This is a genomic window from Mesorhizobium sp. B2-3-13 (assembly GCF_006442195.1).
GTDB classification, from domain to species: Bacteria; Pseudomonadota; Alphaproteobacteria; order Rhizobiales; family Rhizobiaceae; genus Mesorhizobium; species Mesorhizobium salmacidum.
In genome coordinates, this window is the sequence record NZ_VFVQ01000006.1 from 55,110 (window position 1) to 75,188 (window position 20,079).

General features: G+C 64.7%; 22 protein-coding genes. 9 read left to right on the forward strand and 13 right to left on the reverse strand.

The window, feature by feature from the left end:
* The first annotated feature begins 39 nt into the window (after positions 1-39).
* Complete coding sequence (locus tag FJ941_RS08980; protein ID WP_140504876.1) at positions 40-318, forward strand: hypothetical protein; 279 nt, start codon at positions 40-42, stop codon at positions 316-318.
* Between the two features lie 23 nt (positions 319-341).
* On the opposite strand, the gene FJ941_RS08985 is transcribed toward FJ941_RS08980, so the two are convergent.
* Together FJ941_RS08985 and FJ941_RS08990 are read right to left on the reverse strand one after the other, a co-directional pair.
* Complete coding sequence (locus FJ941_RS08985) at positions 342-1,751, reverse strand: ATP-binding protein (protein ID WP_140504878.1); 1,410 nt, start codon at positions 1,749-1,751, stop codon at positions 342-344.
* Positions 1,748-2,464, reverse strand: coding sequence for a response regulator transcription factor (locus FJ941_RS08990; RefSeq protein WP_140504880.1), 717 nt, complete (start codon positions 2,462-2,464; stop codon positions 1,748-1,750). The genes FJ941_RS08985 and FJ941_RS08990 overlap by 4 nt, the downstream gene beginning before the upstream one ends.
* 280 nt (positions 2,465-2,744) lie before the next feature.
* Here FJ941_RS08990 and FJ941_RS08995 point away from each other — a divergent pair, with 280 nt between their 5' ends.
* From FJ941_RS08995 to clpS, 4 genes are all read left to right on the forward strand, one after another.
* The gene (locus tag FJ941_RS08995) at positions 2,745-3,044 is read left to right on the forward strand and encodes a hypothetical protein (protein ID WP_015316050.1); all 300 of its coding nucleotides are present in this window, start codon (positions 2,745-2,747) and stop codon (positions 3,042-3,044) included.
* 38 nt (positions 3,045-3,082) lie between these two features.
* The gene (locus FJ941_RS09000) at positions 3,083-3,373 is read left to right on the forward strand and encodes a hypothetical protein (RefSeq protein ID WP_140504882.1); all 291 of its coding nucleotides are present in this window, start codon (positions 3,083-3,085) and stop codon (positions 3,371-3,373) included.
* 163 nt (positions 3,374-3,536) lie between these two features.
* Entirely contained in the window at positions 3,537-3,851 is a 315-nt protein-coding gene (locus FJ941_RS09005) for a hypothetical protein (RefSeq protein ID WP_140504884.1), read from the forward strand.
* A gap of 129 nt (positions 3,852-3,980) precedes the next feature.
* A complete protein-coding gene (gene clpS, locus FJ941_RS09010) occupies positions 3,981-4,286 on the forward strand; it encodes an ATP-dependent Clp protease adapter ClpS (RefSeq protein ID WP_027143390.1) in 306 nt (101 codons plus the stop codon).
* Positions 4,287-4,416: 130 nt separating this feature from the next.
* Here the strand turns inward: clpS and FJ941_RS09015 are convergent, their stop codons facing one another.
* The 4 genes from FJ941_RS09015 to FJ941_RS09030 form a co-directional block, all read right to left on the reverse strand.
* Positions 4,417-6,489 carry a hypothetical protein gene (locus FJ941_RS09015; protein ID WP_140504886.1) on the reverse strand — a complete coding sequence of 691 codons (2,073 nt, stop codon included), beginning with the start codon at positions 6,487-6,489 and terminating at the stop codon, positions 4,417-4,419.
* 60 nt (positions 6,490-6,549) lie between these two features.
* Positions 6,550-9,372, reverse strand: coding sequence for a DUF4159 domain-containing protein (locus FJ941_RS09020; RefSeq protein WP_140504888.1), 2,823 nt, complete (start codon positions 9,370-9,372; stop codon positions 6,550-6,552).
* On the reverse strand, positions 9,369-10,451 hold the full coding sequence (locus FJ941_RS09025) for a DUF58 domain-containing protein (protein ID WP_348640741.1): 1,083 nt from the start codon (positions 10,449-10,451) through the stop codon (positions 9,369-9,371). The genes FJ941_RS09020 and FJ941_RS09025 overlap by 4 nt, the downstream gene beginning before the upstream one ends.
* A 265-nt stretch (positions 10,452-10,716) precedes the next feature.
* A complete protein-coding gene (locus FJ941_RS09030) occupies positions 10,717-11,721 on the reverse strand; it encodes a MoxR family ATPase (protein WP_027143386.1) in 1,005 nt (334 codons plus the stop codon).
* Positions 11,722-11,878: 157 nt separating this feature from the next.
* Between FJ941_RS09030 and FJ941_RS09035 the strand changes: the two genes are divergently transcribed.
* From FJ941_RS09035 to FJ941_RS09045, 3 genes are read left to right on the forward strand one after another with little or no spacing between them, the layout of a single operon-like run.
* On the forward strand, positions 11,879-12,508 hold the full coding sequence (locus FJ941_RS09035) for a DUF1285 domain-containing protein (protein WP_140505185.1): 630 nt from the start codon (positions 11,879-11,881) through the stop codon (positions 12,506-12,508).
* A complete protein-coding gene (locus FJ941_RS09040) occupies positions 12,508-13,140 on the forward strand; it encodes a CoA pyrophosphatase (protein ID WP_140505187.1) in 633 nt (210 codons plus the stop codon). Before FJ941_RS09035 ends, FJ941_RS09040 begins: the two co-directional genes overlap by 1 nt.
* Positions 13,137-14,399, forward strand: coding sequence for a CCA tRNA nucleotidyltransferase (locus FJ941_RS09045; RefSeq protein WP_140504890.1), 1,263 nt, complete (start codon positions 13,137-13,139; stop codon positions 14,397-14,399). The genes FJ941_RS09040 and FJ941_RS09045 overlap by 4 nt, the downstream gene beginning before the upstream one ends.
* A 48-nt stretch (positions 14,400-14,447) precedes the next feature.
* Here FJ941_RS09045 and FJ941_RS09050 read toward each other — a convergent pair whose 3' ends face one another.
* The 5 genes from FJ941_RS09050 to hemF all read right to left on the reverse strand — a co-directional run bounded on the left by FJ941_RS09050 (position 14,448) and on the right by hemF (position 18,223).
* Positions 14,448-15,245 (reverse strand): S8 family serine peptidase, encoded by a 798-nt coding sequence (locus FJ941_RS09050; RefSeq protein ID WP_246673755.1) that lies wholly within the window; start codon positions 15,243-15,245, stop codon positions 14,448-14,450.
* Between the two features lie 276 nt (positions 15,246-15,521).
* Entirely contained in the window at positions 15,522-16,100 is a 579-nt protein-coding gene (locus FJ941_RS09055; protein WP_140504893.1) for a hypothetical protein, read from the reverse strand.
* Positions 16,101-16,345: 245 nt separating this feature from the next.
* Positions 16,346-16,531, reverse strand: coding sequence for a DUF1059 domain-containing protein (locus FJ941_RS09060; protein WP_140504895.1), 186 nt, complete (start codon positions 16,529-16,531; stop codon positions 16,346-16,348).
* Positions 16,532-16,745: 214 nt separating this feature from the next.
* Entirely contained in the window at positions 16,746-17,006 is a 261-nt protein-coding gene (locus FJ941_RS09065; RefSeq protein ID WP_140504897.1) for a DUF1344 domain-containing protein, read from the reverse strand.
* Positions 17,007-17,308: 302 nt separating this feature from the next.
* Positions 17,309-18,223 (reverse strand): oxygen-dependent coproporphyrinogen oxidase, encoded by a 915-nt coding sequence (gene hemF / locus FJ941_RS09070; protein WP_140504899.1) that lies wholly within the window; start codon positions 18,221-18,223, stop codon positions 17,309-17,311.
* 168 nt (positions 18,224-18,391) lie between these two features.
* Between hemF and FJ941_RS09075 the strand changes: the two genes are divergently transcribed.
* Positions 18,392-18,649: a hypothetical protein gene (locus tag FJ941_RS09075; protein WP_023770299.1), complete on the forward strand. Its 258-nt coding sequence runs from the start codon at positions 18,392-18,394 to the stop codon at positions 18,647-18,649.
* A gap of 94 nt (positions 18,650-18,743) precedes the next feature.
* On the opposite strand, the gene soxR is transcribed toward FJ941_RS09075, so the two are convergent.
* Entirely contained in the window at positions 18,744-19,214 is a 471-nt protein-coding gene (soxR, locus tag FJ941_RS09080) for a redox-sensitive transcriptional activator SoxR (RefSeq protein WP_140504901.1), read from the reverse strand.
* A gap of 129 nt (positions 19,215-19,343) precedes the next feature.
* Positions 19,344-19,802: a tRNA (cytidine(34)-2'-O)-methyltransferase gene (locus tag FJ941_RS09085; RefSeq protein WP_140504903.1), complete on the reverse strand. Its 459-nt coding sequence runs from the start codon at positions 19,800-19,802 to the stop codon at positions 19,344-19,346.
* Positions 19,803-20,079: the final 277 nt, after the last annotated feature.

A 20,079-nucleotide genomic window follows, 5' to 3' on the forward strand; every position in this document is an offset into this window, starting at 1 on the left:
GGCTTTCGGGTCGCGTCGGGAGGCGCCTTGAAACGGATATTGAACTGGCTGTCGACGGCGCGCGCGGCGCAAGCGGCGCTCGGCTTGCTGATCGTGATCGCGATCCGGTCGATACTGGAGTTCTTCCGTGTCGGAAGCGCAAGCGGCGGGCCGATTGACGGCGCACAGCTCTTCTATGTCGAAGGGGCACTTGCCGCGTCGATCGCGGCGCTGGCCGTTCTCGTTCTGCATGCGTTCGGGCGGCATCGCTGGGCAACAATGCTCGCGGTGGCGGTCATCATCGCGCTGTTGGCCTGGAAGATCATCGCGACAAGTTGACGTTCGATGCGGCCTGATCAGTCTCAAACCGCCAGCGGCAGGCGCAGCTCCGTCAGCAGGCCGCCGTCAGGATGGTTGGACAGGCGGACTTCGCCGCCCGCGGCACGCGCGATGTTGCGGGCGATGGTCAGCCCGAGCCCGAGGCCGCCGGTCTGGCGGTTGCGGGACTGTTCGAGGCGCACGAAGGAGCCGAACACGGCGTCGATCTGGGCCTGGGGTATGCCCGGCCCTTCGTCGCGGATGGCGAGCGTGATCGTGCCGTCGGAGCGGCGCAGGCTGAGATGCGCCTTCTTGCCATAGGTGACGGCGTTCTGTACCAGATTGGTGACGCAGCGCTTCAGCGCCACCGGTCGCGCCATGCAGATCAGGCCGCGTGAGCGGGTGTCGTCATTGTCGAACGAGACGTCCGGATAGGCGTCGGCGATCGATTCCACGAGCGACCAGAAGTCGATGCGTTCGCTCTTTTCCTCGTTCACCTCGAAGGTGGCGAAGTCGATCACCGAACTGGCGATGCTCTCGACATCGGCGAGATCATGCGCCAGCGCCTCGCGAACCGCCGATTTGCGCAACAGCTCCAGGCGCAGCCGCATGCGCGTCATCGGCGTGCGCAGATCATGCGCGAGTGCGGCGGCAAGATGTTCACGGTCCTCGACATATTCGCGCAGCCTGGTCTGCATGGCGTTGATCGCCCTGGCGGCAGCACGCACCTCACGGCTGCCGCTCTCGGCGATCGGCGGGCTCTTCAGGTCCTTGCCGATCCGGTTGACGGCGGTTTCCATCATCCGGTAGGGCGCGGTCAGCCGGCGCAGCGACCAGATCGACATGATCACCACCAGCCCCGCGATCAGCGCATAGAGCGGCAGACTGTCGACGCTCAGGATCGGGCCGACGGGGGTGATCGGTTCGGTGAAGTTCAGCCATTGGCCGTCGGCGAAGCGCAGCGAGGCCGTCAGCTTGTCGCTCTGGGCGAAATTGGCGGCCAGCACCAGAAGGTCCCGCTCGACCTGGCCGATATCGGGCGCCGGCGCCGCGCCGTTGGCATCGTCGGCTTCGCGCGTCGCCGGATCGCGGCGCACGCGCGCGTCGGTGATGCCGAACTTCGACAGCCGGCCGACGAGGATGTCCTCGAGCTCGGCCAGTTCATCGTCGCCGGCGATCGAGGAGGTGACGGCGGGCGTGTCCGAGACGGTGAGCGCGTATGTCGAGTTGAACAGGCCTGCGGCGGTCGCCTTGCGCTCCTCCGGCGAGGCGCCACTCATCAACTGTACGAGCGAGAAGGCGCGGTCGTTGAGACGGTAGAGGTCGACCACGTCATTGGCGGCGGCGCGGTCGCGCGACACGATGTAAAGCGTCGCGACCTGGCTGATCAGCAGGCCGGCAATGACGATCAGCAGCACCCAGACAGGCAAGGTCTGCGGCAGGAAACGTCTCATTCGGAGGTCGTCTCGGGCAGGAACTGGTAGCCGCCGCTGCGCACGGTGAGGATCAGTTTGGGCGTCTTGGGGTCATCTTCCATCTTGCGCCGCAACCGGCTGACCAGGATGTCGATGCTACGGTCGAAGGAATAGTCGCTGTCGCCGCCGGACAGTTCGATGAGCTGGTCGCGGGTCAGCACGCGCTGAGCGCTCTTGACGAAGGTCTGCAAGAGGTTGAACTCGGCCATGGTCAGTTCGACCCTGACGTCGTCGGGCGCGGTCAGCCGGCGGCGCGAACAATCCATGGTCCAGCCGGCGAAACGGTAGATCTGCTTTGTGGTGGCGCGCTTCGGCTCGGCGGCGCCGTTGCGCCGCAGCACGGCGCGGATGCGCGCCAGCAACTCGCGCGGGTCGAAGGGCTTGGGCACATAGTCGTCGGCGCCCATCTCGAGGCCGACGACACGGTCCGTTGTCTCGGTGACGGCGGTCAGCATGATGATAGGCGTCGTATACTGGGCGCGCAGGTCGCGGCACAGTTCCAGCCCGCTCCTGCCGGGCAGCATCACGTCGAGCACGATGAGATCCACCTGGGAACGGCGCAGGACGGCCTCCATCTCGGCGCCGTCGGCGGCAACCGAGGTGTGCAGGCCCCGCTTCTGGAAGAACTCCTGAAGCAGGTCGCGGATGCCCTTGTCGTCGTCGACGATCAGTATGTGTGTCTCGGATTTCACAGGTGCTCTGTCCCGGTTGCCGGCCAAGCCATGATTGGCTGGTGAGCCACACGATAGAATTCGGGCCATATGTTGGCCAGTACCTTGCTTTTCAAGGGAGAATTAATTCCGCCTTCCCCACATGGAAAGCGACGGCAGCTTAGCGTGGCCTGGCCAGACACAATCCAGAAACAAAATTCTACAATCGGGAAAAACTCCTGAAAAAGTAGGCCGGCATAACGGTGCCGTGGCGGTCAGGTCATCGGCTGCGACGCTAGTCTCCGGGTTTGCGGATAAACCAATGCCAAGATTGTCGATCAGTTTGTTGGGAGTTCTGCTGGGCCTTGGCCTGCTCACTGCCGCTGTCGACCAATCGGATGCAAAGGCGCCGCTCACCCGGAGCGAACGGTGCGCCAATCTCAGCCACCAATTTGATGAAGCCCTCGAAACCCATGCCACGGCAACGCAGGTCACCGCGGCAAAGGCACTTCAGAGAAAGGGCAACCGGTACTGCGCCGCCAAGAAACAGGCGCAGGGCATCCGGATGCTCGCCAATGCTTTGAAGCTGCTTGGAGTGACACCGAACGACCCGGTCCAGTGACACTCAAAAACGACCCGCAGAAAAAAGGAAATGAAGCCATGAACAAGTCCATCCTGTCCGCCCTTGGTCTCGCCGTCGCTCTCGCCTTCTCGATGCCGGTTCTCGGCAACGCAGCCGCCACCACGACCGCTGCCCCGGCTGCCGCCACCACGACCACCGCTCCGGCTGCTGCCGCGACCACCGCTCCGGCCAAGGCTGCTCCGAAGAAGGTCGCCAAGAAGACCGTCTGCAAGGTGACCACGAAGCACAAGTGCCCGGTCAAGAAGGCTCCCGCGATGGCTGCTCCCGCGAAGGCGGCCCCTGCGAAGGCTGCTCCCAAGAAGCCCTGATCAGCTTCGAGGTTAGTTCAACCAAGGCCGCCCCAGCCGCAAACCGGCTGGGGCGGCCTTCTGCCAAGGGCACGGTCGATAAGCTGAACACCCGGCGGCTTCCAGCCACGCATCTCGATCGTGCTCAACCCGTTTGCAATGCCGGCCCTGTAGGACAATCCGCATGAAGAAGCGGCTTTCGGCCATTTTTCGCTCCATGGTGATCGGCGGCCTGGTTGCCACCGGCGTCGCCAGAGTGCTGATTCTGCTCACCGCCAGCCCCGTGCCGGACCCTGCAAGCGGGCGCACCGAGCCTTCGCTGTTCGCGCCGGCGATTTCCAGCAACTGGGATTACATCACGCCCGTGCAGGCGTGGCTTTTGATCGTGCTCGCCGGCGTGACGCTGATCTGCGTTGCCGGATGGCCGATCGCGGCATGGCTGGAACGCCGGGCGGATGCCGACGCAAGTCGCCGGATCTTCGGCCGTCAGGGCCGTTGAACCGCGACAGACCATTTCCCACATGATCGTGAAGGACCGGGCGTGCCCGCCGACGGTCCGCAAATGGACGGTCGCTGCCACCCGTGGCAAAATGCGGGCTTAAGTTTGATCGCGAAACAGTCGGTTCGAATGCCTGAAATCACCACAAAACCGCGCGTCAAGGTGAAGCCGCAGACAGAGCGGCCGAAGCTCTACAAGGTCATCCTCATCAATGACGATTTCACCCCGCGCGAATTCGTCGTGACGGTGCTGAAGGGCGAGTTCAAGCTCAGTGAGGACCAGGCGCACCGGGTCATGATCACCGCGCACCAGCGCGGCGTCTGCGTGGTCGCGGTCTTCACCAGGGATGTCGCCGAGACCAAGGCGACACGGGCCACCGACGCCGGCAAGGCCAAGGGCTATCCGCTGTTGTTCACGACGGAACCGGAGGAGTGAGGAGCGGTCGCCCGCAGGGCGATTAGTCGACAACGATTTGTCGACTAAAGCGACGAACGCCCGGAGCCATAGCGGAGGGCAGGAGCAGGGCGCTTTTTCCTTCTCCCACAAGGAAGGGAACAACGCCCCGCTACCGTCCCTCGCGGTACCACATCGAGCCCATTGCCAGAAGCAGCAGGCCGAGGCCGAGGAAGCCGCCGAACAGCGGTACGCGCGACACGGCCTTCAAGACGCTGTCGTCGGTGGTGCGCAGGCCGATCCAGTCGCTGCCCGACGCTTCGCCGGCCGAACGCACCGGTACGATGGAGGGCAGCGTCAGGTCGCTGGCCGTGGACGGGGCCAGCCGGCGCACGCTGCCGCCGGTGGCTTCCGCCGGCGCCTTCAGCCGCTCCTGCGTGGAGACGACGTCGGCGAATTCCGGCGCGTTGACCGGTCCGACATGGGCGAGCGCGGTGAGATCGCCATTGGCAACCTGGAAGAGGCCGATCTCGCTGGTCTGGACGCTGCCGAGGAAGACGCCGGGTTCGGATTTGTCGAGCTTTACGGCGAGTGTCTTGCCGGACGGGGTGATGATCTGCGCCGGGCCGGGATCGTCGGCCATCGTCTGGCGGCGGATCTCCAGCACCATGCCGCGCCCCTCGGCGGTCAGCCGTTCTTCCTCGAGCTCGGGCTCTTTCATCAGCCAGTGGGCAATGCGCCGGTAGAGCTGGACATGCGGACCGCCGCCCTCGAAGCCGCGCGCCCACAGCCAGCCCTGATCGGACAGAAGCATGCCGACGCGGCCTTCGCCCTTGCGGTCGAGCAGCAGCAGCGGCCGGTTGTCGGCACCTTTCATCACCACTTCGCCTTGCGGGTTCTGCACGCCGATGGTGCGGAACCAGCGGCTCCAGTGCGGTGGCTCGGTGGCCGAACCCTCGAGGCCGCGCGTCACCGGATGACGCTGGCCGAGTTCGGTCAGGCGCGGGTAGAACGCCTTGTCGACCACTTCGCCCGTCGGCATGGCCGGCAGGGCCGACATCAGCGGCGTGCGCGCGATCGAAGCCTCGCCGGCATATTCGGGGCCGGCGGCGATCAGCAGCGCGCCGCCCTTTTCGACATACTCGGAGATGTAATCGTAATAGAGGATCGGCAGCACGTCGCGGTGCTGGTAGCGGTCGAAGATGATGAGGTCGAAATCCTTGATCTTCTCGACGAACAGCTCGCGGGTGGGGAAGGCGATCAGCGACAATTCATTGATCGGCGTGCCGTCCTGCTTCTCCGGCGGCCGCAGGATGGTGAAATGGACGAGATCGACCGAGGCGTCGGATTTCAGCAGATTGCGCCACGTGCGCTCGCCCGCATGCGGTTCACCCGATACGAGCAGCACGCGCAGGTTTTCGCGGATGCCGTCGACCAGCGCGATGGCGCGGTTGTTGGCATCGGTCAGTTCGCCCGGTTCGCGGTCGATGGCGAGTTCGATGATGTTGCGGCCGGCACTCGGGATGGTCACCTGCAGCGGCATGGTCTGGCCGACGGTGGCATGCTCGACCGAAACCTGCTCGCCGTTGACGGAGACGCGGACATCGACCGGCCCGGTTTCGTTTTCGGTCGAGATGACGCGGTATGTCATGTCGAGCGGCTTGCCGACAAGGCCGAAACGCGGCGCGTTCTCGAAACGTATGCGGCGGTCCTTCTCATGCTCGTTGCCGGTGATGAGGGCATGCAGCGGGGCGTTGAAATCGGGCGTGCCCGAAGGCGTGTCATGCACCTCGCCGTCAGTGATCATGATGGCGCCACCGATACGCGAGGGCGGCACGTCGCGGAAGGCGCCTTCCAGCGCGCCGAACAGCCGCGTTTCGGTGCGCTCCTCGGCGGCGTCGGACTTGCCGGCCTCGACGACGCGGACATCGAACTGCTTGAAGCGGCCAAGACGCTGCTGCAGCCCGGCCACGGCCTCGTCGGTCTGTTTGGTGCGGTCGCCAATGTCCTGGCTCTGGCTACGGTCGACGATCAGCGCGACGACGCTCTTTAGTGGCTCGCGCTCCTCATTGAGGAACACCGGGTTGAAGAGGGCGGCGGCGAGCGCCAGCAGGGCGACGAAGCGCAGGACCGCGCCGCGCTGGCGAAACCCAAGGCCGACAAGCGCGAGCAACGCCAAGGGCACCAGCACCAGGGCCAACAGCGGCCAGGACAAAAGCGGTTCGAAGGAGATCGACCAGTTCATGCCTTATCCTCCCGCATCAGGACAGGGTCGATCGGCGTGGGTGCAAGAAAGAGCATCATCCTACTGCCCTAACCGTTCGAGCAGGATGGGAACATGCACCTGGTCGGATTTGTAGTTGCCGGTCAGCATGTACATCATGATGTTGACGCCGGCGCGCAGCGCGTAGACCCGCTGCATCGGGTCGGCCGGCACGGTCGGCAGCAGCGGATCGCCATTCTCGTCGACCGCCCAGGCGCCGGCGAAATCATTGGCGGTGATCATGATCGGCGACACGCCGTCGCCGGTGCGCACCGGCCGGTTGTCGGCATTGCTGGCGTCGAGGGATGCCTCGACCCAGAGCGGGCTGCCGGCGAAACGGCCGGGAAATTCGGGCAGGATGAAGAAGGACTTGGTCAGCACATGGTCCGACGGCACCGGCTCCAGCGGCGGTACGTTGAGGTTGCCGAGGATGTCGCGCAGCCGCTCGGTCGCCGGGCTGGTGGAATCGGCGCCGATGCCGTTGGCGAACTGGTCGCGCGTGTCGAACAGCACAGTGCCGCCCTGCTGCATATAGGCGTCGATGCGGGCGATCGCGGCCTGGCTCGGCATCGGTGCCGATGGGTCGATCGGCCAGTAGATCAGCGGATAGAAGGACAGCTCGTCCTTCGAAATGTCGACGCCGGCCGGCGCGCCCGGTTCGAGCGCCGTCTTCTCGATCAGGAAACGGGTCAGGCCCTCGAGCCCGGCGCGGCTGATCGAATCGACGCCCGGCACGCCGGTCAGCACATAGGCGATGCGGGTTTTTGAAATCGCCTCGATAGCGACCTGGTCACCCGGCTTGGCATCGTCGGCGCGCGCGACATCGGCATGGCCGAACAGTGCGCCAAGCCCGATCAATACAGCGGCGGTGGTTGCAGCGGCACCGGCCCGGCGCGGCCGGCGCGAAAACAGGCCGCCCATCCACAACACCGCCAGCGTGTCGAGCAGCATCAGCAGCAGAGCCGCCGCGACCAGCGCACCCTTCAGGTTGCGCGATTCATCAAAGGCATACTGGACCGTGGTGACCGGCACCGACACTCGCGGGCGCGCCAGCGGCTCGAACGTGCTTGCGGCGTCGAGCAGATTGTGGGCGTAGACGCCGGTCTCCGAGCCATAGAGGCCGGGCGGGTTCTCGAAGGTGACCGGCAGTGCCCCGGCGCCCGGCACCAGCGGCCGCGCATCCGGTGTCGGCGGCACCAGCGAACCGTCGGCCGCGATCATGCGATAGGGTGCCAGCGACGTGGCGGCGGCTTCGGCATTGGCGATCGCCGCGCCCTGGTTGCGGGACAATTGCACGATGCGGCGCAGCATCTCGACGAAGCTGCCCGAGATCGGCAGGTTCGACCATGTCGCCTCGGGCGTGACATGGAACAGCACCAGCGTCCCCTTGCCCTTCTTCAGCCCGGTGACCAGCGGCGTGCCGTCGGCAAGGGCTGCCCAGGTGCGCTCGACGATGTCGGGTGTCGGCTCGGCCAGCACCTGCCTGGTCACCGTGACCTCGGTCGGCGGCGCCAGGTCAGCGAAAGGGCCGGCTTTGGGAAATTCGGTGACCGGCTGCGGCGAGGTCCATGACAGCGCGCCGCCGAGCGAGCGCTCGCCGGTGCGCAGGCGGACCGGCAGCAAATCGTCGTCATTGCCGGCGGCCGCCAGCCGTGAGCCGGCGAAACGCACCAGCGTGCCGCCATTGTCGACCCAGTCGACCAGCCTTTGCCGAACCTGCGCGGGAATGGTGCCGATATCGGCCATGACGATCATCGCCGGCTTCTGGTCGAGGATCTGCGGGATGGCGTCGGCGAGATCGGCGCTGGAGGGCTCGACCAGATCGGCGAAGGGCTGTAACGCGCGCCTGATGTAGTAGAGCGGCGACAGAAGCGGCTGCGCCTGGTCGGCCTCGGCTTGCGACAGCAACCCGACGCGGCGGCGTTTGGAGCTTTCGTCGAGCACGCGCACCGCACCCGCATGGCGTTCGCCATCGAGCGCGATCGAGGCGAAGTCGTTGCGCAATTCGAACGGCACCGCCATGGTGCCGGTGGCCGTGGCCTCGCCCGGCGCGAAGGTCAGGGTCGCATCGGCGATGCGGCGGCCCTTGTCGTCGAAGGCGCCGGCGGTGACCTGCGCCGGGGCGGGATCGCCGGGCGCGCGGACGGCGGTCAGACCAAAGCCGTCGACCTGGTTTTCAGCTGATCTCAGGCCGGTCAGGGAAAGCCGGTCGGCCACCGCCCATACAACGCGGGCGGCATTTTTGGACAACAGCGTGTTGAAAGCGGCCTCGTCGCCCTTGGCCGCCAGGCCATCCGCCAGCACGGCGACGCTGGCGCCGGGCAAGCTCTCCAGCACACCAGCGACGCGGGCATAGACGGCCGGCCGGTCGGTTGGGATCGGCCGCGGCTTGGCGGCGCGCAGCCGGTCGAGCGCGGCGGCGGCGTCAAAAGGGCCGATCTCCGCATTGGGCTTTTCGGCGGTGAAGGCGATGATAACAGGCACGCCGTTCGAGCCGGCGTCGTTGATCAGCCGCTCGGCGGTGGCGATGCGCTTGTTCCAGTCGGCGGCGCTGGCCCAGTCATTGTCGATGACCAGCGCAAGGGCGGCGCCCTCGGCCGGTAGCTTTTCGCGCGGGTTGAACACAGGTTCGGCCAATGCCGCGACGACGAGGGCCGCCATCAGCAGCCTGAGCAGCGTCAGCCACCAAGGGCTACGCTGCGGTGTTTCCTCCCGTCTCAGCACACGGGCCAGGATCTTCAGTGGCGGGAACACCTCGGTTTGCGGCTTGGGCGGCGTCAACCTCAGCAGCCACCAGATCACCGGCAGCGCCAGCAGGCCCCACAGCACCATGGGAGCGCCGAAGGAGAGCGGCAGCCAGCTCATGCGGCGGTCTTCCCAGGCTTGCCGCCACCGGCGGTAATGTCAGGCTTACCGCCACCGGCGGTAATGTCAGGCTTACCGCCACCGGCGGCAATGTCAGGCTGATTGTCACCGGCAATCATGCCGGGAGTGGCGCTCGGCCCGGCATGACCAGAGGTCAGCCCGGCATGACCGGAGGTCAGCCCGGCATGACCGCCATCGGCGGTCATTGCCATGTGCAGGCGAACCAGTGCGTCGGAAGCCAGCCGGTCGGTGTGGTTGACGGTAAAGCTCCAGCCGAGCCGCTTGCACCAACTGGCCAGTTCCTGGCGGCGGGCGGTGTAGAGCAAGCGGTATTCGTCGGCCAACACCTCGGCTCGGCCGGCGGTCAGCTTGTCGCCGGTCTCTGGATCGGTGAACTCGGTGCGGCCGGCATAGGGGAAAGTTTCCTCGGCCGGGTCGGCGACCTCGATCAGATGCGCGCGCACACCGTGGCGGGCGAGCACGTCGAGCCAGGCCATGGTTTCCTCGACAGGATCGAGGAAATCGCTGGCGATGACGATGTCGCAGAAGCGCCTGATGTCGGACAGATCGGGTTTTGCCGGCATCTCGCCGGCATGCATGAGTTGGGCCGCGATGCGCTCGGCGCCATTGCGGGCAGTGAACGGATCGGTCAGCCCCGGCCAGGCGATGCGCTCGCCGCTGCGTGACAGGAGCTCGGCCATGGCCAATGTCAGCACCAGCGCGCGCGATTGCTTGGAAACGCCGGCACCCGTCGATTTGTAGAGCATGGACGGCGAGGGGTCGGCCCACAACCAGACTGTATGAGCGGCTTCCCACTCGCGATCCCGCACATAGGTGTGATCGTCGCGGGCCGAGCGGCGCCAGTCGATGCGCGAGGAATCGCCTTCGACATAGGGCCGGAACTGCCAGAAATTCTCGCCGATGCCGCGCTTGCGACGGCCATGCCAGCCGGCGATCACGGTGTTGACGATACGGCGCGCCTCGACCAGCAGGTCGGGGACAAGCGAAGCCCGCAACCGGCCGCGGGCGAGCGCGTCGCGCGTCGCTGCCGGAGCCTGGACTTCGCCGATACGCGCCATTAGGGTCTGGACCCGCTAATATGATCTAAATGGTGTGAGGCCATCTGTTCGGATACGCGGAGCGAAGGCGCAGGAAGCCATTCGGCTTTCAAGTCCTTCGCGACAAAGTAGGCGGGCAGATGGACCACATCCTCCGGACGCCGAAATGGCTGCAAGCTGCGTCGTCGAACCGCTTGGCCGGGGGAAAGACCCCGACCTTCGCGGTTCTCCTCGCATTTTTTTGCCATTTCAGGCGCCATTTCGATCATATTAGCGGGTCCCGACCCTAAACGCCTTTCACGAGTTTCGCCACGACGTCGCGCACGCTGGTGCCCTCGGCACGGGCGGCGAAGGTCAGCGCCATGCGATGCTGCAGCACCGGCTCGGCCAGTGCCCTGACATCGTCGACCGAGGGCGCCAGCCGTCCGTCGTAGAGCGCGCGTGCCCTGGTGCACAGCATCAGCGCTTGGCTGGCGCGCGGACCCGGGCCCCAGGCGACATGCTTGTCGGTGTCGGCATTGCCCTGGCCCGGACGCGCCGAACGCACCAGGGTGAGGATCGCCTCAACGACGCTTTCGGGCACCGGCATTCGGCGGATCAGCGTCTGGATCTCCTTCAGCCGTGCCGGCTGCAGCACGTTCTGGGCTTTCGCGTCCTCGACGCCGGTGGTTTCCAGAAGGATGCGGCGCTCGGCCTCGATTTCGGGGTAGAGGATGTCGACCTGCATCAGGAAGCGGTCGAGCTGGGCTTCGGGCAGCGGATAGGTGCCTTCCTGCTCCAGCGGGTTCTGCGTCGCCAGCACATGGAAGGGCGAGGGCAGATCGTAGCGCGCGCCGGCAATGGTGACATGATATTCCTGCATCGCCTGCAGCAGCGCCGACTGCGTACGCGGCGAGGCGCGGTTGATCTCGTCGGCCATCAGCAGCTGGGCAAAGATCGGGCCGGAGATGAAGCGGAAGGAGCGCTTGCCGGTTTCGTCCTGCTCCATGACCTCGGAGCCGAGGATGTCGGACGGCATCAGGTCCGGCGTGAACTGGATGCGGCGTGAATCAAGCCCGAGCACGACACCCAGCGTCTCGACCAGCTTGGTCTTGGCCAGGCCCGGCACGCCGACCAGCAGCGCATGTCCGCCGGCCAGCAGCGCCACCAGCGTGCGCTCGACGACGTTTTCCTGGCCGAAGATCACCCGGCCAACCCCGTCGCGGATCCTGGAGATGTCGGCAAGCGCCTTCTCGGCCTCGGCGATCATGTCCGTTTCGCTGATCGGGCTTTCCTTGACCATCACGCTCATGCCGCATCGATCCCTTTGGTTAGAATGTCATGGTTTGGAAATACTGGTCCGCACCATACCATAGACCGCCGCGATTCGGCCTCGCGGAGCGCCTATGGTTGAACTTAAATCACAGACTTAGGCTGACAAGCGGAACAACAGTGACTATTTCGTGACGATGACGGAACACCACGAACATCGCCAACAAAGCCTTACGCAGGCCACCGAGGCTCGAGGCCTCGAGGCGCTGATCTCGCGCGCGGCCCGTGCCGGCAAGGGCGCGGCGCCGGTCGAGCGCTGGAATCCCGACTTTTGCGGCGATCTCGACATGGAGATCAGGGCCGACGGTACCTGGTTCTACCTGGGCACGCCGATCGGCCGCATGCCGCTGGTACAGCTTTTCTCCTCCGTGCTGCGCAAGGACGCCGACGGCAGGACCTATCTGGTGACGCCGGTGGAAAAGGTCGGCATCCGCGTCGCCGATGCGCCGTTCATCGCCGTCGAGATGGATGTTTCGGGCGAAGGCGAGGATCAGGTCATCACCTTCCGCACCAATGTCGGCGACGTGGTCGAGGCCGGACCGGAGCGGCCGCTGCGCTTCGTCGACGAGAACGAGACCGGCGGTTTGAAGCCCTATCTGCTGGTGCGCGGCAGGCTGGAGGCGCTGGTGGCGCGGCCGGTCATGTACGAACTGGTCGGGCACGGCGAGGAGATCGAGATCGACGGCAGGGCGATGTTTTCGGTGCGCTCGAAGAACGCCGTTTTTCCGATCATGCCGGCGGATCAGTTGGAGCGGTTGAGCGCATGATGGACCAGGTGTCGCCGGCACCGTTCTCATCGGCGGATTTTCGCGCGCGCTTTGCCGCGCAGCCGGACGCGCATGCCGGCGACGACTATGGCGATCACCGCTTCAATCCCGGCCACCCGCGCCTCAACCCAGGCAAGCCGCTCCGCAACGCGGCGGTGCTGATCCCGGTGGTCGACCATGACGGCGAGGCGACGGTTCTCCTGACCAAACGGGCCGAGAAGCTGCGCAATCATTCCGGCCAAGTGGCTTTCCCGGGCGGCACGATCGATGCGACCGACGCGAGCCCGGAGGCGGCGGCGCTGCGCGAGACCTTCGAGGAGATCGGTCTTGCCCCGGATCGCATCGAGATCATCGGCCGCATGCCCGATTACGTCGCCGGCAGCGGCTATCGCATCGCGCCGGTGCTCGGCATCGTGCGGCCGGGTTTCCAATTGGCTTTGAACGTCGACGAGGTCGATGCCGCCTTCGAAGTGCCGCTGCGCTTTCTGATGGACACCGCCAATCACAAGCGCGACAGCCGCATGTGGAACGATCTCGAATGGTTCTTCTACGACATGCCCTATGGCGACCGGCGTATCTGGGGCGTCACCGCCGGTATCATCCGTACGCTCTATGAAAGGCTCTATGCGTGAGTGTTTCGATCGCGGGCAGGGCCGACTGGCTCTCCGACAAGCATTTGCAGCGCCTGCTGGGTGTGCTTACCGACGGCGGTGAAGAGGCACGCATCGCCGGCGGCGCCGTGCGCAACGTGCTGATGGGCCAGCCTGTCACCGACATCGACATCGCCACCTCTTGCCTGCCGCAGGAAACCATTCGTCGCGCCGTGGCGGAAGGCTTCAAGGCGGTGCCGACCGGTATCGAGCACGGCACCATCACGGTGGTCGCCGGCGGCAAACCCTACGAAATCACCACCTTGCGCGCCGATGTGGAGACCGATGGCCGCCGCGCCAAGGTGTCGTTCGGACGCGACTGGAAGCTCGACGCCGAGCGGCGCGATTTCACCATCAACGCGCTCTACGCGGAGGCCGACGGACGGGTTGTCGACCTTGTCGGCGGCATTGCCGACATCGAGGCGCGCCGGCTGCGCTTCATCGGCGATCCGGAGGCCCGCATCCGCGAGGATTATCTGCGCATCCTGCGCTTCTTCCGTTTCTTTGCCTGGTATGGCGATGGCCGGCCGGACGCCGAGGGACTGAAGGCCTGCGCCCGGCTGAAGGAGGGCCTCGGCCAACTCTCGGCGGAACGCATCTGGTCCGAACTGAAGAAGCTCTTGTCGGCCCCCGATCCTTCGCGGGCGCTGCTCTGGATGCGGCAGGCCGGTGTCCTGACCGCCGCGCTGTCGGAAAGCGAGAAATGGGGCATCGACGCGATCCACGGGTTGACCAAGGCCGAGAAGGACCTGAGCTGGGCGGTGGATCCGATGCTGCGGCTGGAGGCAATCGTGCCGCCGGATGCGGCGCGCATGAAGACGCTGGCCGAGAGGCTCAGGTTCTCGACCGCCGAAGCCGACCGCATGCTGCACTGGGCGCTCTCCACGGCCATCGAGCCGAAGACGACCGAGGGCGAACTGGCGAAAAAACTCTATCGCGGCGACCGGCAAGGGTTTGTCGACCGCCTGCGGCTTGCGCTTGCCGCGGCGCGGGTGCGCGCTGTCGAGGACAATAATGCATTGCTTCAAGCGGGCGGCTTTTCGCGCCTGCTTGCCTTTGCGCTCAAATGGGAAAGGCCCGAATTTCCGCTGCGTGGGGCCGATCTGACCGCGCTCGGCGCAACGCCAGGGCCGAAGCTCGGCGAAATCCTAAAAAACATCGAGGCGGAATGGATCGAAGCGGGATTTGCGCCTGATCGCGCCGCGCTGCTCGAACGCGCCGCGCAGGCCCTTGAAACGTAGGCCAGAACCGCTGGGTCTCTGCCGGTGCCACCCTGCGGTTCCGTGCCGCTACCTGATCGACAGCGGAGCGAGGGCACGCGAAAGGCTTGCCTCGCCCTTGCCATAGACGGAGGCGCTATAGTTGGCCAGCGTGTCGGTACGGGCCGTGTTCAGCAACTGGTTGGTGATCTGGGTCGGCGTTGCCTTGGTGAACTTGCTGCCCACGATGGCGGCGTAGCCGGCAACGATCGGCGCGGCGAAAGATGTGCCGTAAAGGCCGGTCTTGTCCCCGGTGACACCCACGACCAGGAAATGGCTCTGCGCAGCCTGGTTGGAGCCGGCGATGTTGGAGTACCAGGCCATGCTGGCCTTGTTCGACGTCGTGCCGTTGCTGTTGAGCGCGCCGACGAAAATCGCGGATGCCTTTCCGACCAGGGCGAGGTCGAGATAATCCTGCTGGCCGCTGGTGACGCCGCCCACGGCAACCGCGTCGTTGCCCGCGGCCTTCGAAACCACGGCCGTTCCCTTGGTGGCATAGGAGATGATGGAGGCTTCCTCGGCGCTCCATCCGATCTGGCTGGGGCTGTAACCCGCATTGGTGTACATGCCATAGCTCAGATTGAGCACGTTCAGGCCCGGCGACAGCGCGACCGATGAGCTGGTGGAAAAGTCTTTCGACCTTATGGTTGCCAAGGGCGCAACCATGCTGGCTTCTTCGCGGGTCCATTCGCCGTGGCGCTGGGTCTGCGTGCCGATGCCGAAATTGCCGCTGAACTTCGATGTGCTGGAGAAATCGTCGACGATCGTGATGGTGACGCCTTGGCCCTTGTAACCGGCACTCCATGCGGCTCCGACATCCGGGCTCATCCAGCCCTGCAAAGTCTGCGATGTGGCCGCCGGCAAGGTTGCGCTCAGGCATATGGAAGCGTTCGTCCGACCGCCCAGGCAGAGCGCGGATAGCGGATCCGGACCGCCAGCTTCTTGAGCCGCCGCCATGGAAGCCGGCAGAAGGGCGAGGGCCGTGGCGACACCGAACTTCCAACGCGCATTTGACATGATCTTACCTCGGTTCAAACGGAAGCTAGGACGGACGACCGCGTATGTCCGGCGGCTACGCCACATCTCGTGCCCGGCCCCTCGCGATCAGAAAGTAACACGGTAATTCAGCCAGAGATGCTGGCTCTCCGGTTTAGCGTTAACCAGATATTTCAAGGTTTCCTCGGGCGCCATCTCGCCGGCGGCGAGCCGGCAATTGACGCTGTAGGTGCCCAGATCGCCATAATCGGCCTGGCAGGGCTTTTCGGTGAGCTTACCGCCGAAGGTCGTGGTGAACGACAGGGACAGTATGCTGTTCGCACTCGGATGCAGCTGTGTGAGGAAACCAAGCTTGAGGCTGGGCTCGATCCGATACTTCTCGCCTTGTTCCCCGGTGCCAACCCCCCAAAGAATACCGGTGTCCTGCGTGATCTGCGTCATCAGGTCCACATGCATGTCGACCCAGTTTGTCTGGTACCACTGATTGAACGATATCCGGCTTCCGGTCTGCAACTCATACCCGCCGTCACCCAGACCTCTCGCCTTGTCGCTGAGCGGCGAGCCCTGGTGGATGTCGATGAGCGATGTCGCCCATTCCTGGGCAACCGCCGGCGGCGCGCCGAGGAGCGCCCACGGCAGGAGCGCCGTTGCGCACAAACTCGCACGATTGCCGAACTTTTCGCGCATCCGCGAAACACCTCGCCCCACCGATTCCGGACCAGCGCCTGACGGCGACGGGCTCCTCTGGCAGCCCCTGTAGTCTGGCATCAGTCTGAACGATCGCACGGGTTCGGTTACCGCACGGTTTATTTTAGCTGGAGCAAATATGATTTTTGGAGGCGCAGGCGATACGTCGAAAGAAACCGATGCGACGCGCGTTACCCGAGCGCCACCGCGGTTCCTTTGTTAATACCGACAGCCCCCGCCGCGCCCTACGCCGCGTCGCGGGCCTTCTCAATTCGGGAGCGGATAGCCTCGATCATCGTCTCGCGGATGATCGTCTCGCCATGCGTTTCGCGCATATGCTCGACGGCACGGCGCATGATCTCGGCCTCCTCGTCGGCACGGGTGTGCCAGTCGCAGCCGGGAACCAGCGATCCGCAGTGGAACTGCTTCATGGGATTTCTCCTCTTCCTCCATGGAGCCGGATCGACTGCCCTGCAGGGACAGGCCGGAGCTCCGCATCTTCTTGGCCCGCTGTGCGGCCTCGAAACCGGACCACGGGCAGGGTGAAGACCATAACACAGATGGGGTGGTATTGGTTGCGGTCAACGGTGAAAAGGCGGAGCAGCGCTGCTCCGCCCTCTTTACGCTAGCCCTGCGGGCAGGCCATCACTTCACGATCTTGACTGCCTCGGCAACCTTGTTCTTGCCGCTCATGTCCCACGTAATTCTGACCTTCTCGCCGACCTTCAGGCCAGGATCCTTGAAAGTCTCGGGAAGCGTAAAAGACGATCCATTGTCGAGAACCAGGCTCTTGGACGCCGTATCGAAGGTCTTGACCGTTCCGGTGGTATGCTTGACGGCGGCGAACGCCACCGAACCGGAAGCAAGAAGAGCGGCGGCGGCAGCGGAAACAATGATCTTTCTCATGCTGATATACTCCTGGAAGAGCGGGCATCCTTTTTGACGAGGATAATCCGCATCGTCTTTGGGCCGTCCGGTCGCGTCGAGTCGCGGCCCGCCTCGTTCCGACGCAATTCCGAAGGGAAAGCGGTTGCATTTCCTGGAATTGCCCTCAGGCAAACCACCGGCGCTTCCCGACCCAAATGCGACAAATAACCCAATTTTTTCAGATGGATATTAGACGAAAAAGATATTCCTGGCGTCACATTCCGCGCCCATTTTCGACAAATGGGACATCAATGCGGCTTCACGTCGCGCTCACCATCTTGTTACGGCCAGCGCACCTCCGGCGGCAGGCTGGACAGGATCGAGGCGACATTGCCGCCGGTCTTCAGCCCGAAGATGGTGCCACGATCGTGAAGAAGGTTGAATTCGACATAGCGGCCGCGGCGGATGAGCTGTTCGTCGCGGTCGCCATCGGTCCAGTTCTCGTTGAAGTTGGCGCGCACCAAATGGCCGTAGACGACGAGGAACGAACGTCCGACGTCCTGGACGAAATTGAAATCGGCGTTCCAGCCGCCCTTCTCCTCAGTCGAATGCAGCCAGTCGAAGAAGATGCCGCCAGTGCCGCGCGGCTCGTTGCGGTGCGGCAGGAAGAAGTACTCGTCGCACCAGGCCTTGAATTTCGGATAGTCGGCGACGCCGGCGTTCTTCTCGCAAGCGAACTGCATGGCACGGTGGAAGGCTGTCGTGTCGGGATCGTCCTGCGTGCGGCGGCGGTCGAGCACCGGCGTCAGGTCGGCGCCGCCGCCGAACCAATGCCTGGATGTGACGACCATGCGCGTGTTCATGTGCACGGCCGGAACGTTCGGGTTCCACGGGTGCGCGATCAGCGAAATGCCCGATGCCCAGAAACGCGGGTCTTCCTCGGCGCCAGGCATCTGCTTCCTGAATTCGGGCGAGAACTCGCCATAAACGGTCGAAGTGTGGACGCCGACCTTCTCGAAGACACGGCCATGCATCATCGACATGGTGCCGCCGCCGCCCGTGCCTTGATCGCGCTCCCACGGCGTTTTTTCGAAACGGCCCGGCGACCACGAAGCCAGTGGCCCGCCGAGATCCTGCTCGATCTGCTCGAAGGTGGCGCAGATGCGCTCGCGTAGCGCCTCGAACCAAAGCCGGGCCTTCATCTTCTTCTCTTCGATGTCGGCGGGCAGCCCCGCCGGTATTTCAGGTCGTTCCAAGTGCCGTCTCCGGTTGCGGGGCGGTGAGTCGACAAAAGACTCGTCTTTTCCGGGCGCGATCCCTAATCTCTTAAGGGACAGGGTCAAGTCACTTTGGTTTCGCGCATGATCCTTTCCGAACCTCGATTCCGATTTCGGGGTCATGCGCCAGGTGCAAGGAGTTGTTTCGTGCGCACCCCGGCAAGACCGCCGCTGGATGGACTGAAGAAAAGGCTCGACCAAAGCCGGGCCGAGCGCGCGCGCATGCCGCGCGACGGTTTCCTGCGCGAGACCTTCGTCCTGCCGCGCTCGGATGCCCGCCTCAAGGCCAAGGAATGGTTCGAACGCTTCCCAAAGCAGGCCTACTGGACCGAGATCGAAAGCTGGTTCGAGCGCCCGGGGGATTTGATCGAGTTTACGATCAGGCGCTTGCCGGCGGCGGATTAGGATTTCCTCGCCCCGTTTGCGGGGAGAGGATGCCGGTAGGCAGGTGAGGGGCGGCGCGAACCTTCGAGTGCTGGCGCTGCCCCTCATCCGCCTTTCAGGCACCTTCTCCCCGTGCACGGGAAGAAGGAAGAACCAGCCGCCGCGCGCCAGTTCCCTCCCGGGCCAGCCGATCCTCCTTATTGCGCAGCGGACATTTGTCGATCGACATGCAGCCGCAGCCGATGCAGTCGGTCAGCCCGTCGCGCAGTTTCTTCAACTGGGCGATCTTGTGATCGAGCCCGTCGCGCCAGGCTGTCGACAAAAGGTTCCAGTCGTCGCGTGTCGGCGTCCGGCCCTCGGGCAGGGACGCCAATGCCTCACCGATCTCGGCCAGCGAGATGCCAACCTCCTGCGCCACCTTGATGATCGCCACCCGGCGCAGCACGTCGCGGCCGTAGCGGCGCTGGTTGCCTGACGTGCGGTGGCTGCGGATCAGCCCGCGGGTTTCATAGAAATGCAGCGCCGACACCGCCACACCGCTGCGCGCAGCCACCTGGCCGACCGTCAATTCCAACGCTGGTGCCATCTCTCGATTTTCCGCTTGACCTCAAGTTAAGTTGAGCTTGTAGCCAAGAAAGCCTGGATGTGCAAACGAAGGAGAAGGCGGATGTGCGCCTGGGCAAAAATCACCGCGGACCGCGCTGCCGCCGGTCCCCTAGCCGAGCTGCCGGATGGCTTCGCCCGCCACCATGGCCACGGAAAGGGCGACGTTGAGGCTGCGCGCGGTGGGCCGCATCGGGATGGTCAGCCGAACATCCGCCGCCTGATGGACTGGATCCGGCACGCCCGCGGATTCGCGGCCGAACAGGAGGATGTCGCGGTTGGTGAAGCTGAAGTCGGTGTAGGGGGTCGTAGCCTTGGTCGACAGCAGCACCAGCCGATCCGCGCGCGCGTTGCGCCACTCCTCGAAGGCGTGCCAGTCGACATGCCGGGTCAGGGCAGCCATTTCGAGGTAGTCCATGCCGGCGCGCTTGAGCGCTTTGTCGGAGAGCGGAAAGCCGGCCGGCTCGATAATGTCGACGCCAAGCCCGAGACACGCGGCGAAGCGCAGGATTGTCCCGGTATTGCCGGCGATGTCAGGCTGGTAGAGCGCGATGCGGAGACCACGGTTCACTTTCGCGTCCTTCTAATAAGTGGCAGATCGGCCACAGCTGCTTCGCGGTTTTGGAAATTCCTGGACCTGCGGGTGGCCATTTTCTGCGAAGTCGAGTATACGACCAGCATTGTCAACCCGAACCGATGGAGGGGTAATTCATGATGGCCATGTACATCCAGCGCCCCACCCGTGGGCTTACTTGCGCCCTGGCGGTTTCGGTACGACGTTTCTCCTGATCTTTTAGACACTTCCGCACCGATTTCCGCCGAAACCATACCCTGGTCTTCGAAGGAAT